General features: G+C 68.2%; 8 protein-coding genes and 8 pseudogenes. 5 read left to right on the forward strand and 11 right to left on the reverse strand.

What is annotated here, in order from left to right; all coding sequences use genetic code 11:
- Positions 1-324 precede the first annotated feature (324 nt).
- From ASG62_RS28160 to ASG62_RS22800, 11 genes and pseudogenes are all read right to left on the reverse strand, one after another.
- Positions 325-722, reverse strand: a pseudogene (locus ASG62_RS28160) (hypothetical protein); the annotation flags it as partial.
- Between the two features lies 1 nt (position 723).
- A pseudogene (locus ASG62_RS28165) lies at positions 724-1,167 on the reverse strand (alpha/beta fold hydrolase); the annotation flags it as partial.
- Positions 1,152-1,554, reverse strand: a pseudogene (locus tag ASG62_RS28170) (E3 binding domain-containing protein); the annotation flags it as partial. The pseudogenes ASG62_RS28165 and ASG62_RS28170, both read right to left, overlap by 16 nt.
- A 35-nt stretch (positions 1,555-1,589) precedes the next feature.
- A pseudogene (locus ASG62_RS26030) lies at positions 1,590-1,768 on the reverse strand (biotin/lipoyl-containing protein); the annotation flags it as partial.
- Between the two features lie 107 nt (positions 1,769-1,875).
- Positions 1,876-2,889 carry an alpha-ketoacid dehydrogenase subunit beta gene (locus ASG62_RS22785; RefSeq protein ID WP_057180605.1) on the reverse strand — a complete coding sequence of 338 codons (1,014 nt, stop codon included), beginning with the start codon at positions 2,887-2,889 and terminating at the stop codon, positions 1,876-1,878.
- A gap of 22 nt (positions 2,890-2,911) precedes the next feature.
- A partial coding sequence (locus tag ASG62_RS22790) for a thiamine pyrophosphate-dependent dehydrogenase E1 component subunit alpha (protein ID WP_244488613.1) occupies positions 2,912-3,709 on the reverse strand: 798 nt, incomplete at its 5' end.
- Between the two features lies 1 nt (position 3,710).
- Positions 3,711-4,096: pseudogene (locus tag ASG62_RS27750) on the reverse strand (thiamine pyrophosphate-dependent enzyme); the annotation flags it as partial.
- A 36-nt stretch (positions 4,097-4,132) separates the two neighbouring features.
- Positions 4,133-4,963 (reverse strand): annotated as a pseudogene (locus tag ASG62_RS27755) (homoserine dehydrogenase); the annotation flags it as partial.
- Between the two features lies 1 nt (position 4,964).
- Positions 4,965-5,342 (reverse strand): annotated as a pseudogene (locus ASG62_RS27760) (homoserine dehydrogenase); the annotation flags it as partial.
- A 1-nt stretch (position 5,343) separates the two neighbouring features.
- Positions 5,344-5,654, reverse strand: a pseudogene (locus ASG62_RS28175) (homoserine dehydrogenase); the annotation flags it as partial.
- Positions 5,655-6,197: 543 nt separating this feature from the next.
- Positions 6,198-6,644 carry an RbsD/FucU family protein gene (locus tag ASG62_RS22800; protein WP_056693135.1) on the reverse strand — a complete coding sequence of 149 codons (447 nt, stop codon included), beginning with the start codon at positions 6,642-6,644 and terminating at the stop codon, positions 6,198-6,200.
- A 384-nt stretch (positions 6,645-7,028) separates the two neighbouring features.
- Between ASG62_RS22800 and ASG62_RS22805 the strand changes: the two genes are divergently transcribed.
- The 5 genes from ASG62_RS22805 to ASG62_RS22825 all read left to right on the forward strand — a co-directional run bounded on the left by ASG62_RS22805 (position 7,029) and on the right by ASG62_RS22825 (position 13,344).
- Entirely contained in the window at positions 7,029-8,090 is a 1,062-nt protein-coding gene (locus ASG62_RS22805) for an ABC transporter ATP-binding protein (protein WP_056693132.1), read from the forward strand.
- 94 nt (positions 8,091-8,184) lie between these two features.
- Positions 8,185-9,846, forward strand: coding sequence for an ABC transporter substrate-binding protein (locus tag ASG62_RS22810; protein WP_056693122.1), 1,662 nt, complete (start codon positions 8,185-8,187; stop codon positions 9,844-9,846).
- A 213-nt stretch (positions 9,847-10,059) separates the two neighbouring features.
- Positions 10,060-11,169 carry a carbohydrate ABC transporter permease gene (locus tag ASG62_RS22815; protein ID WP_156382325.1) on the forward strand — a complete coding sequence of 370 codons (1,110 nt, stop codon included), beginning with the start codon at positions 10,060-10,062 and terminating at the stop codon, positions 11,167-11,169.
- 43 nt (positions 11,170-11,212) lie between these two features.
- The gene (locus ASG62_RS22820) at positions 11,213-12,118 is read left to right on the forward strand and encodes a carbohydrate ABC transporter permease (RefSeq protein ID WP_056693214.1); all 906 of its coding nucleotides are present in this window, start codon (positions 11,213-11,215) and stop codon (positions 12,116-12,118) included.
- A 242-nt stretch (positions 12,119-12,360) separates the two neighbouring features.
- Positions 12,361-13,344, forward strand: a complete 984-nt coding sequence (locus tag ASG62_RS22825) for a sugar phosphate isomerase/epimerase family protein (protein ID WP_056693114.1) — start codon at positions 12,361-12,363, stop codon at positions 13,342-13,344.
- Positions 13,345-13,444 lie beyond the last annotated feature (100 nt).

Consider the following 13,444-nt stretch of genomic DNA (forward strand, 5'->3'; position numbering starts at 1 on the left):
GATTTTCGGGCCGATGGCTGACGATCCATAAGACGATGCGCCGGACCGGATCGGGCTCGGAGCCGTCCTACCGGACGAGCTGACGCAGGAGCTTCGCCACTTCGCCCCGCCGCTCCATCTGCGGCAGGTGGCCGGTCTGCGGGAAGACGTGCAGCGCGATCGGGCCGGGCAGGCCTGTGAAGTGCCGGCTCGGCACGACCCGGTCCTCGGCGCCCGCCACGATCTTCACGGGCATGGCGAGATCGGCGAGGCGGCTGCGCACCTCGAAATGCTGCGTGCCCTGCGAGAAGAGGCCTGCCGCCATCGCCGTCTGCGCCTCGGCGNTTCACGGGCATGGCGAGATCGGCGAGGCGGCTGCGCACCTCGAAATGCTGCGTGCCCTGCGAGAAGAGGCCTGCCGCCATCGCCGTCTGCGCCTCGGCGTGACGGCCGTCGGCCCGGCCGCGCGCGGTCGCGCGCACGAAGCCCTCCGGGATCGCCGCGGGATCGGCGACGAGATGGCGGAGCCAGGTGCGGATCGGCGCCTCGTCGGTCGCCCGCGCGAAGCCTTCGATGAAGCCCGTGTCGATGTCGGGTCCGAAGCCGGCCGGCGAGATCAGCATGAGCGAGCGCACATCGAGGCAGAGCCCGGCCGCCACCGCCACGGCGACAGCCCCGCCCAGCGAATGGCCGACGAGATGGCAGGCGCCGATGCCCTCCGCGCCGAGCGTCTCTTCCACACCNGAGCCCGGCCGCCACCGCCACGGCGACAGCCCCGCCCAGCGAATGGCCGACGAGATGGCAGGCGCCGATGCCCTCCGCGCCGAGCGTCTCTTCCACACCGGCAACGAGAGCGTCGAACCCATCGGCTCGCGCCTCCAGCGACGCGCCGTGCCCGGCGAGATCGACGCCGAGGATGGGCCGTTCGATCTCCGCAAGCTCCGCCAGAAGCGGCCGCCAGCTGGCGCTTTCCGAGCCGAAACCGTGGATGAGGACGATCGGCGTCCCCTGCCCTTCGCGCAGGGAGACGAGATGAAGCGGCGCCGCGCCGCTCTCCGGCGAGCGCCGGGGCGTGGGTGCCGAAGCGGAGGCGGGACGGGCGGCGACAGGCGCTGGCGTCGGCGCATCCGGGGCACGGGCGGAAGCCGGGGCGGCCTCGGCGACGGCCTCGACATCCTCGCGCTGGATGCGGCCCTGCGGCCCGCGTCCCGTGAGGGCGGCGAGATCGATGCCGCGCTCGCGCGCCAGGCGCCGGGCGAGCGGCGTCGCGCGCACGCCGCGGCGCGTCTCTACGGGCGCGCCCGGCTCTGCCGGTGCGGCCTCCTTCGCCCCGCCGGTCAGCGCGGCGACCTCGCCGGCTTCCGCCCGGCGGGCATCGAGTTCGACGTCAGGATCGGGGCCGACGAGCGGCTGCGGCGTCGGCTGTCCGTTCGAAGGCGCGGCGGCTTCGCCTTCGGCATAGATCCAGGCGACAGGCGAGCCGACGGAGATGTCGATCCCCTCGGCGCCTGTCACGTCGCGCAGCGTGCCGGAGGCCGGCGCGTCGATCTCCATGGCGGCCTTGTCGGTCTCGATCTCGAAGAGCGGCTCGCCCTTCTTGATCCGATCGNGTCACGTCGCGCAGCGTGCCGGAGGCCGGCGCGTCGATCTCCATGGCGGCCTTGTCGGTCTCGATCTCGAAGAGCGGCTCGCCCTTCTTGATCCGATCGCCCTCCTTGTAGAACCAGCGGGAGATCTGTCCGGTCGCCATGTCCATGTCGACCTTGGGGAAGATGACCTCGGTCGGCATCGCTCAGCGCTCCCGCAGCTTNCGCCCTCCTTGTAGAACCAGCGGGAGATCTGTCCGGTCGCCATGTCCATGTCGACCTTGGGGAAGATGACCTCGGTCGGCATCGCTCAGCGCTCCCGCAGCTTCAGCGCGCGAACGGCCCGCACGATGTCGGGGACCTGGGGCACGACGGCCTTTTCCAGCTCGGGATTGTAGGGRATCGGCGATTCCGCGCCGCCGAGGCGGATGATCGGCGCGTCGAGATAGTCGAAGGCCTCGCTTTCCGCGATCATSGCGGAGATTTCCGCGCCGACGCCGAGCGTCTTCACGCCCTCGTAGACGCAGACGAGGCGGCCGGTCTTCATGACGCTCGCGATGATCGTCTCGTGGTCCATCGGACGGATGGTGCGAAGGTCGACGACCTCGACGTCGATCCCTTCGGCGGCCAGTTCCTCGGCGGCCGTCAGCGCCTTGTGGACCATGATGGCGGTGGCCACGATCGTCGCGTCGCGCCCGGGGCGGCGTACCAGCGCCTTGCCGATCGGCACGGTGTAGCGCCCCTCCGGCACCTCGCCCTTCATCTTGTAGAGGATCTTGTGCTCGAAGATCATGACCGGGTCGGGATCGTCGATCGCGGCGAGCAGCATGCCCTTGGCGTCGTAGGGCGTGGCGGGCTGGATGACCTTCAGCCCCGGCACGTGGCCGAGCCAGGCCTCCAGGCTCTGCGAATGCTGCGCGGCCGCGCCCGTGCCCGAGCCGGAGGGAAAGCGCATGACGAGCGGCACRGAGACCGCCCCGCCCAGCATGAARCGCAGCTTGGCCGCCTGGTTGACGATCTGCTCCATSGCGAGCGTCGCGAAGTCGGAGAACTGGAACTCGTAGATCGGGCGCATGCCGGTCAGCGCCGCGCCSACCGCGACGCCCGCCCCGCCGAGCTCGGAGATCGGCGTGTCGATCACGCGATCGGCGCCGAAGCGGTGSACGAGATCGCCSGTGACCTGGAAGGCSCCGCCGTAGACGCCGATATCCTCGCCCATGATGAAGACGCGGTCGTCCTCCTCCATGGCGATGGCGATCGCCTCCTGGATCGCCTGGGCATAGGAAAGCTCGCGGCCGGATGCCGCAGTGATGGTCTCGCTCATCGTCGTGGTCCTTAGCGTGCGGTCAGGCCGTGTAGACGAAGCGCGTCGCGTCTTCGGGACGGGGCGAGGGAGAGGCCTTGGCGAACTCGATGCCCTCCGCGATCTCCCGCTCCACGTCCGCCCGGATGGCCTCGATCCCGCCGGCATCGACGAGACCGTATTCCAGCATCTCGGCCTCGAASCGGCCGATCGGGTCCTTGGCGATCCAGTCGTCGATCTCTTCCTTCGTGCGGTAGCGGTTGCGGTCGCTCTTGGAATGGCCGCGATGGCGATAGGTCTTGCACTCGATGAGGGTCGGCCCCTCGCCCGCCCGCGCCCGCTCGATCGCCCGCACCGAGGCCTCCGCCACGTCCGACAGCGCRTTGCCGTCGACGATCACGCCCGGCATGGCGTAGGCCSCGGCCCGGTCGGCGACGTTCTTGACCGCCGTCGAGCGCTCGGTGGAGACCGACATGCCGTATTTGTTGTTCTCGCAGACGAAGACGACCGGCAGCTTCCAGATGGAGGCCATGTTCAAGGCCTCGTGGAAGGCGCCCTCGTTGTTGGCGCCGTCGCCGAAGAAGGAGACGACGACGTCCGGGCGCTTCTGCATCTTCATGGAGAGCGCGGCGCCGACCGCGATCGGCAGGCCGCCGCCGACGATGCCGTTGGCCCCCAGATTGCCCTTCGTCACGTCCGCGATGTGCATGGAGCCACCGCGGCCGCGGCAATAGCCGGTCTCCTTGCCGAAGAACTCGGCGAACATCCGGCCGACCTCCGCGCCCTTGGCGATGCAGTGGCCGTGGCCGCGATGGGTGGAGGTGATCTGGTCGGTGTCGGTNGTCTCCTTGCCGAAGAACTCGGCGAACATCCGGCCGACCTCCGCGCCCTTGGCGATGCAGTGGCCGTGGCCGCGATGGGTGGAGGTGATCTGGTCGGTGTCGGTGAGCGGCAGGCAGATGCCGACGGCGCTCGCCTCCTGCCCGATCGACAGGTGCATGGTTCCGTGGATGAGGCCGCGCGTGTAGCTCTCCTCCGCCCCCTCCTCGAAGCGGCGGATGAGATGCATCTGGCGCAGCGCGTCCTTCAAGACCTCTGCCGGGAAGTGCCGGAAGGCAAAGGGGCGGTTGTCGCCGTCTCGGGAGGACGCCGCGCGCGCGGTCGATGCCGCGACGTCGGCGGCGGGCGGCGCCTCGGGGGCAAGCGTGGAACTGGCCCTCGGGGGCAAGCGTGGAACTGGCGGACATGGCCTCGATCCTTCCCCTCAGGCCGCCGTGCTCGCCACGAAGCGGCTGTCGGCCTGGTCGAGACGACGCCGGATCTGGGAGATCACGAGGCTGTCGTCCGGCTCGCAATTGGCATAGGTCAGCTTCTCGCCCGCCTTGACGGCGCGGGTGACGCGGGCGTTCTCGGCAAGCCCCAGCGGCAGCGCGCGCTCGTCGCGGGCSCCCTCCCAGGTCATGGCGAAGCCGCGATAGTCGTATTCGCCGATCTTGCCGAGCACGTCGCCGGGGTTGAGGTCGCGCTTGGCGAGCGTCACGCATTCGGCGACCGGGCGCTCGGCCGGCTCCATGTCCGGCGCCTTCTTGATCACGGCGCGCACGGCCGAGAGCGGCACTTCGAGGCTSGTCAGGTGATAGGGGCGGAAGATCGTGTAGCAGGGGCCGGGGCCCATCTTCAGATCGCTCATGCGCTCCAGCACGCGCTCGTGCTTTGGCTTGACGATGCAGAAGACGCCGGGCGCGACGCCCTTGCCGATCGAATAGTCGACCTTGCCCGTGCCGGACAGGACGCCGCCGTCCTCCTTCGTGCAGAGCACGGAGGCGAGTTCGTCGCGCGTGGCGGCGGGGCCGTGCATGCCCGGCACGTCGGGCACGAGGCCGGTGGCATTGGCGACCGCGACCATCTCGATCATGGTCTTCGAGCCGTCGACGAACTCGACCAGCATGCGCGCGTTCATGTTGCGGCGGCGCGCCTCCTCCTCGTAGGCGTCGGGCGTCGCGTCGAACTTCAGCGGGTTGTTCTTGCCCTTGCCGGCGCAGACGATGTCGAAGCCGAGCGACTGGGAGAAGCCGACGATCTCGATCGTCGCGGCNCGTCGCGTCGAACTTCAGCGGGTTGTTCTTGCCCTTGCCGGCGCAGACGATGTCGAAGCCGAGCGACTGGGAGAAGCCGACGATCTCGATCGTCGCGGCAGGCTCGTCGCCGGCCGCGCCCGTGTAGACGACGCCGGCCTTCGCCGCCTCCTCGCGCAGGAAGCGCCCGATCGTGATGTCGGCCTCGACGTTCAGCATGACGACATGCTTGCCGTTGCGGAACGCCTCCAGCGCGATCAGCGTGCCGACGTTCGGATTGCCCGTGGCGTCGATCACGACATCGACATGGCCGGAGGCGCAGAGCGCCTTGTAGTCCTCGGTCAGCGCGACGCGGCCGCTCTCGATGGCGCGGTCGATCTCGGCCGCGCTGGAGGCGCGNTCGACATGGCCGGAGGCGCAGAGCGCCTTGTAGTCCTCGGTCAGCGCGACGCGGCCGCTCTCGATGGCGCGGTCGATCTCGGCCGCGCTGGAGGCGCGCGAGAAATCGGAGCCCGCCATCTTCAGCGCCGCCTCGGCGCCGGCGATGTTCAGCTCCGACAGCGCGCCCAGGCGGACGCCGGGCATCAGGCCGAGCTGGACCACCATGTCGGTGCCCATCTGGCCGGATCCGGCCAGGCCCACCGTGACGGGTCCATGCTTGTCGGCATAGGCATTGAGCTCGGCCGCGAGGCCAACGTGAAGAAGCGTCATCGAATATCCTCCCTGCCATTCCGATACATTTGTTCTCGGGTTATGACAAGAGTACAGGTCTGGTTTCTACCGCCGGCTCGTGCCGAACGCGCCCGGCCATCCGCCCCCCATGGCGGGGATTCCCGGGTTCGGGGGCCTCAAGGCTCTGCGATGAATGGGAGCGCGCGCGCACGAAGGCTCGGACGCGGCCTTCGACCGGATGTCCGCCGCGACGGTCGTTCGGATGTTCTGGAAGGAGTCGGCCGGGTGGATGGGAGGGGGAGCAGGCCGAGCGAGCCTCGTCATCGAGTCCGGGGCACGCTGCGCCGTCCCGTCGGTGTGCGCGGCATCCGCTGCCCCGGGATCGAACCGGGGCTTGCGCCGTCACTTCATGCCGGCGGCCGACGACGCCAATGCATCCGACCCAGGAAGACGGTCCGAAAGTCCGGGAACCTCCAAGGCTCGGGACATCCGCCATAGGAGTCCCCGCGAGTCATCCTCCATGCCTCGCGGTATCGGCGACCCCGACGCCGGTCGGCGCGGCGCTCAGCCTGGGCCGGTCCGTCAGGCGTCGATCACGCCCTTGCGCAGGATGAAGCAGCCGTAAGGGCCGGGATCGGAGGTGCGCACGATGGCGAAGGCGCGTTTGGCCGCGTCGTAGAAGGCGAAGCGCTCCAGCGCCTGCATCCCGACGGGGCGGCCCGCCATCCGGTCGACCACGGCCTGGACGGCGCCGAAGATCGGCATCTCGGCCTCCGGGCGTCCCACGACCTGCATGCGCGCGACCGGCGCCTCCACGAAATCGTCGATCGGCATGAGCGAGAGGATGGCCTCCAGCGCGGCCGGAATGCCGCAGCCGCAAAGATCGACGATCTTTCCGTAGACCGTGTCGCGGGCGATGGCGGCGGCGGGATGGTTGACGTCGCAGACGACGAGATCGTCGCCATGACCCATCAGCATGAGAACATGGACGATCTCCGCGCTGAGACGCGGATCGATACCCTTCAGCATGTGCGGTCCTCCCAAGGCCCCTTGCGGCCGGTGGGCCGCCAACTTCACGAACCCAACCATTCCCGTGAAGAGCGGCAGGGGCGGAAGCCCTCGCTACGCTCATCGTCCGGGGAAATCCAGACGGCTTTCCACCGCTATCCAAGCAAATGAAGCAGGATTGTCATGCGATGCAGCAATTATACCGCGCTGCAACAGTCGATTGCTATGCAAAGCGTTGGAATGAGGCTTTACAGATTTCTAGGATTGTGTGAAGTCTGAGCGGTCGGTCGGGAGGGCCGGCGGCAAAGGCGGCCGTTCCGCCCGCACCTGGCGCAAGGCCTTTCGGCCCGCCCGGCGCGGGGTGGGCGCGCAGCCTTCGCCGAGGGGCCGAGGGAGGAGTGCCGCATGGCGTCGATGGGTATCGTCGATGTGCGCAAGGCTTACGGCGAACATGCCGTGATCCATGGCGTTTCGGTCGACATTCCGGACGGGGAGTTCGTGATCCTCGTCGGGCCGTCCGGCTGCGGGAAGTCCACGCTGCTTCGCATGGTGGCCGGGCTCGATACGATCTCCTCCGGCGAGATCCGCATCGACGGGCGCGTGGTCAACGCGCTGCCGCCGAAGGATCGCGACATCGCGATGGTCTTCCAGTCCTACGCGCTCTATCCCCACAAGACGGTCGCGGCCAATATGGGCTTCGCGCTGAAGATGCGCGGCGAGGCCAAGGCCGAGATCGAGGCGCGCGTGAAGAATGCGGCGCGCATCCTCGACCTCGAACCCTATCTCGACCGCCTGCCGCGCCAGCTCTCGGGCGGACAGCGCCAGCGCGTCGCCATGGGCCGCGCCATCGTGCGCAATCCGAAGGTCTTCCTCTTCGACGAGCCGCTGTCCAATCTCGACGCCAAGCTGCGCGTCCAGATGCGCGCCGAGATCCGCGAGCTGCAGCGCCGGCTCGCGACGACCATGATCTACGTCACGCACGACCAGGTCGAGGCGATGACGATGGCCGACAAGATCGTTGTCCTGAAGGACGGGCGCGTGGAGCAGATCGGCTCGCCGCTCGATCTCTACGACCGCCCCGCGAACGCCTTCGTCGCCGGCTTCATCGGCTCGCCCTCCATGAACATGCTGAAGGGCCGCATCCGCGCGGGAGAGACGCCGAGCGTCGTTCTCGAGAGCGGCCTCGTCCTGCCGCTCAGCGCGGCGCCCGCCGGCAGCGACGGCCGGCCCGTCCTCTACGGCATCCGGCCCGAGCACTTCACGCATGAAGGTCCCGGCAGCGCCGAGGTCGTCCTGGTCGAGACCACCGGCTCGGAGACGCAGATCATCGCGCGCTTCGGCGGCGAGCGCATCACGGTCGTCTTCCACGACCGCTTCCTCGCCCCCGCCGGCGCCCTGATCCCGCTGACGCCCGACCCCGGCCGCGCGCATCTCTTCGACGCCGAAACCGGCGTTCGTCTCGCCTGAACGCCCTTCGAAACGCGCCCACGGGGCCGCTTTCGAAGACCGCAACGATCGGCCGCACGGACGGGAAAGCCGGCGGTCTCCATGGGAGGACAGGATGAAGATCGGACATTACGAGCACATGCTCGCATCAGGCCTCAGCCGGCGCGGACTTCTGAAGGGCGGCGCGGCGCTGGCCGCCATCGCGGCCGCGAACGGGCTTCCGGCCTTCGGCCCTCGCAGCGCCTCCGCGCAGGAGAGCGTGCGCTCGCAGATCCTCGCCATTCCCGGCGTCGGCGCGGGTTCGCCGACGGACGCGGACTGGCAGAAGGTCGGCGAGCTCTGCCTCGAGGCCACGAAGGCCAGCGTCGCGGAGGGCGAGTTCGCCGGGGTCGAGCTGACCTTCATGGGGCTCAACAACCAGAACCTCCACAATCTCCTCTTCCGCGGCTTCCTGAAGCCATGGGAGGCCTATACGGGCGCCCGGATCACCTGGATCGATCTCGCCCAGGCCGACTACAATCCCCGCCTCCAGCAGGCGATCGCCACCGGCACGGTCGATTTCGACATCCTGGAAATGGGCGCGCCCTTCGAAGGCGACGTCTGCGGCCGGGGCCTCGCCTCGGAAATGCCGGACTGGGTGAAGGCCCAGATCGACATGGACGACTATGTCGACTACCTACGCGGCAATGTCGGCACCTGGGAGGGCAAGACCTACCGCGTCTCCGTCGACGGCGACTGCCACAACTTCAACTACCGGACCGACGTCTTCTCCGATGCCGAGCTCGCCAAGGCCTGGACGGACGAGGGCCACACGGGCGACTGGGGCGTGCCGAAGACCTGGCAGAAGGTCCAGGAGGCGACGAAGTTCCTGAAGGGCAAGACGATCGGCGGCATGGAGGCCGTCGGCTATCTCGACAGTCCGAAAGCGTGGGGCGGTTTCGGCTTCTACTTCCTCGGCTCCAGAGCCACCGCCTACGCCAAGCATCCCGACGACAAGGCCTGGCTCTTCGACGTCGACACGATGAAGCCGCGCATCAACAACCCCGCCTGGGTCCGCGCGATCCAGGACGTGGTGGACGCGCTGCCCTCGGAGGCGGGCGACCAGCTGAACGCCGATCCCGGCACCGCCGCCTTCCAGCAGTTCCTGGCCGGCACCGGCTCGATGCTCGCCTGGTGGGGCGATGTCGGCTCGTCGGCGCGCACGAGCGACTCCTCGGTCGTCGGCGACACGATCGCCTTCGACATCCTGCCGGGCTCCGACGACGTCTACAATTCCAAGACCGGCCAGTGGGACACGCTGCCCTCCGGCCCGAACCAGGCGCCGAACATGGCGTATCTGGGCTGGGGCGTCTACGTGATGGCGCGCGTCGAGAGCGACGAGAAGAAGAAGAAGGCCGCCTGGAGCGCGGCGGCCCATCTCGGCGGCAAGGATCTGGCGCTCTGGACCGCGGCCTATCCGTCGGGCTTCCAGTGCTACCGCAAGAGCCAGTTCGACGTGAAGGAATGGGTGGGCGCGGGCTACGACGAGGCGTTCATCTCGAACTACCTCGCCTCCCAGTCCAATTCCTACAACCACCCGAACGCGGCGATCGAGCCCCGCATCCCCGGCATCTTCCAGTATTACAGCGTCGCCGAGGACGAGCTCGCCAAGATCTTCGCCGGCCAGGCGACGGCCCAGGCCGGCGCCGACGCCATCGCGGCGGCCTGGGAGAAGATCACCGACCAGATCGGCCGCGAAAGCCAGATCAAGCTCTACAAGGCCTCGCTCGGGGTTTGAGGGGTCGGGGGATGGCGGGGCACGGGCCCCTCATCCCCCTGCCGGGACCTTCTCCCCGGAGGGGAGAAGAAGCAAACCGCAGACGGTGCAGAGCAAAGCGCCATTCTTCTCCCTTCCGGGGAGAAGGTGGACGCGAAGCGGCCGGATGAGGGGCGTGCGCCGCCACCCCCTCACCTTCCTCCATGGAGCATTCCAGACGTCATGCCGAACTCCATGACCCTCCACGAGGACCACGCGCTGTCGCAGGTCCCCGCGCACGACACGGCGCCCGGCCACCGCCGGCTCGGCCGGATTCTTCTTTCGCTCGCCTCCGCCGGGCTCCTCCTCCTCGTCGCCCTGCAGGCCGCCCAGTCCGCCGGCCTCGTCTCGCTCGGCTTTTCCGACTGGCGCCCCGTCCTCTACGCCTATCTCGTCTGGTCGCTGGCGCTCTGCGCCGCGCAGGTGCTGATCCGGGGCGAGGATGGCGAGAAGGCGCTCTTCGTGCTGCCGGCCGTGCTCTTCACCGTCGCCATGGTGATCTTCCCGACCTTCTTCGGCCTCGGCATCGCCTTCACCGACTGGAACCTCTCTTCCGCCGCGGGTCCGCGCTTCAACGGCGTCGACAATTTCGTCCAGCTCCTCGGCGACCGCTACTTCTGGAACGCGCTCCTGAACATGGTTCTCTATGTTCTGGCGGTTCTGGTGCAATACGCCATCGCCTTCGGCCTCGCGCTCCTCCTCAATGCGGAGATCCGCGCGCGAAAGTTCTTCCGCGTCGCCTTTCTCCTGCCGCTGATGCTGTCCCCGGTCGCGGTGTCCTGGATGATCGGCAAGTCGCTGATGGAATACCGGTTCGGCCCGATGGCGACGCTCGCGCGGCACCTCGGCATCGACAATCCCGCCTTCTTCGCCTCGCCGACGGCCGCGCGCGTCTCGATCATGGCGATGGATGCCTGGGTCTCCATCCCCTTCATCATGATCCTGCTTCTGGCCGGCCTCCAGGCCCTGCCGCAGGAGATCCGGGAGGCGGCCAAGGTGGACGGGGCGAGCGGCTGGCAGTCCTTCCGCGAGATCACCTTTCCCCTGATGCTGCCGGTCTCGATCACGGCGGTGGTGCTGCGCATCATCTTCGAGCTGAAGCTCGCCGACATCGTCATCAACGTCACGGCGGGCGGACCGGGCGGGGCCACCGACACCGTGTCGAGCTTCATCTTCCGCGAATATCGCGACCGCTCCAACGTCGGCTACGGCACGATGCTCGCCGAAGTCTATCTCGTGATCATCATCGTCTTCGTGGCGCTGCTCCTGAAGGCAGTCTCCCGCTGGATGCAGAAGGGCGCCTGAGATGGGGACCTCCGCCATGACGAGCCTTGCCCCAGCAGCCGCGATGGACGCCGACGCCGAGCGCCTGGCGCCCTCGAAGACCGCCGGCCGCATCGGCCGGATCGCGATCTACGTGGCGCTGATCGTCTGGGCCTTCGTCTCGCTCTTTCCGATCTACTGGACGATCACGACCTCGATGAAGACGGCCGTGAACGTCACGCAGGGGCACCTCATCCCCTTCGTCGACTTCTGGCCGGACTGGAAGGGCTGGCGCTCGCTCGGCCTCTCGCCGGACACGATCTTCGCGACCTCGACGGTGCGCGAGGAGTTCCTGCGCCGCTTCGCGAACTCGATCGTCGCGGCGCTCGGCGCCTCCTTCCTCGCCGTCCTTCTCGGCTCGCTCGCGGCCTACGGGCTCAGCCGCTTTCCCTACAAATTCCTCTGGATGCGCAACAAGGACATTTCCTTCTTCTTCCTGTCGCAGCTGATCCTGCCGCCGGTCGTGCTCGCGATGCCCTTCCTCGTCCTCTACAAGAACCTCGCGCTGCTCGACACGCTGACGGGCCTCGTCCTCATCTACACGCTGACGGTCCTGCCCATCGTCATCTGGATCATGCGCGACCAGTTCGACGGGATGCCGATCGAGCTCGAACAGGCCGCGCTCGTCGACGGCTGCTCGATCTGGGGCGCGTTCCTGCGCATCGTCCTGCCGATCGCGCTGCCCGGCATGGTCGCGGCCTTCATCCTCTCCGTCATCCTCTGCTGGAACGAGTATTTCTTCGCCGCCCTCCTCACCGGGGCCAATGCCAAGACGCTTCCCGTCATGGTGGCGAGCCAGACGGGATCGCAGGGCATCAACTGGTGGTCGATGGCCGCCATCGCGACCGCCGCCATCGCCCCGCTCGTCCTCGTCGGCATCTTCCTGGAGCGCTTCATCGTGAAGGGCCTGACGGCCGGCGCCGTGAAGTAGAGGCTCGCGCTTGCGGCCGTCTCCCGGCCGAGGCGGCGCCGGAGGCAAACCCTGGTCGCGGGATCGCCCTCCCCCGCCTGCGGACCTTCCGCGGGCCGGCCTGCGCGCGCCTCGGAGGCGCGGCTGACAGAGGCGCGAAACGCTCTTTCCGGACAAGGTTTTAGGCGGAAAAAAGCTTGTCATACGATTGACGACTTCACAGAATTACCTTAGATCGTGAAGTCAGAACGAGGAACTTGGTCATGTCCATCAGCCGCTTCGCCACCCGTCTCAACTCCTTCGGCTCCGCCCCGCAGGCCTTCTGGCCCGACCTCAAGGGCAAGCCCTCCATGATGCAGATGGCGGAAAGAGCCGCGACGGCCAAAGGACTTACCGATCTCGACCTGAACTTTCCCGACCATGTCTCGGGCGATCCGAAGGTGATCGGCCAGCGCGTCGGCGATCTCGGCCTCGCGATCAACGGCCTCGCCATGCGCTACTACACGAACCCCGCCTTCAAGCTCGGCGCCTTCACGAATCCCGACAAAACCGTGAGGCAGGAAGCGATCGACCTCACCAAGCAGGGCATCGACGCCGCGCGGGCCATGGGCTCCAACCTCATGACGATCTGGCTCGGCCAGGACGGGTTCGACTACAACTTCCAGCTCGACTATGCCGAGGCCTGGGATCTCGAGATCGCCGGCCTTCGCGCGGTGGCCGAGCACGACCCGGACTGCCTCATCTCCATCGAGTACAAGCCGGACGAGCCGCGCGCCCATGCGCTCCTGCGCGACTGCGCCACGACGCTTCTGGCCATCGACGACGTCGGCTGCGCCAATCTTGGCGTCACGCTCGATTTCGCCCATGCGCTCTATGCCGGCGAGCAGCCCGCCTATGCCGCGACCCTGATCGCCCGCCGCTCGCGCCTTCTCGGCGTCCATCTGAACGATGGCTACGGCAAGCGCGACGACGGGCTGATGGTCGGCGCGGTGCATCTGCGCTCGACGCTGGAACTGCTGCGCCAGATCCGCCGCGACGGCTACGACGGCGCGCTCTACTTCGACACGTTTCCCGACGCGTCGGGCCTCGACCCCGTCGCGGAGTGCGAGACGAACATCGCGACCGTCCACCGCCTTCTCGCGATCGCCGACAGGCTCGACGGCGACAACCGCCTCGGCGAAGCGCAGGGACGCCAGGACGGCGTCGCCAGCCAGAGCATCGTCAACGAGGCCCTGATCGGCGCCTGAGCGCCGATTTCAGACCGAAGACGGGCGGCGCGTCTGCGCCGATTTCGAACCGACATCGGGCCGCGCCCGAGCACCGATCATCAACGAACATCGACCGGCG

This window comes from Aureimonas sp. Leaf427 (genome assembly GCF_001425485.1).
Lineage (GTDB): Bacteria > Pseudomonadota > Alphaproteobacteria > Rhizobiales > Rhizobiaceae > Plantimonas.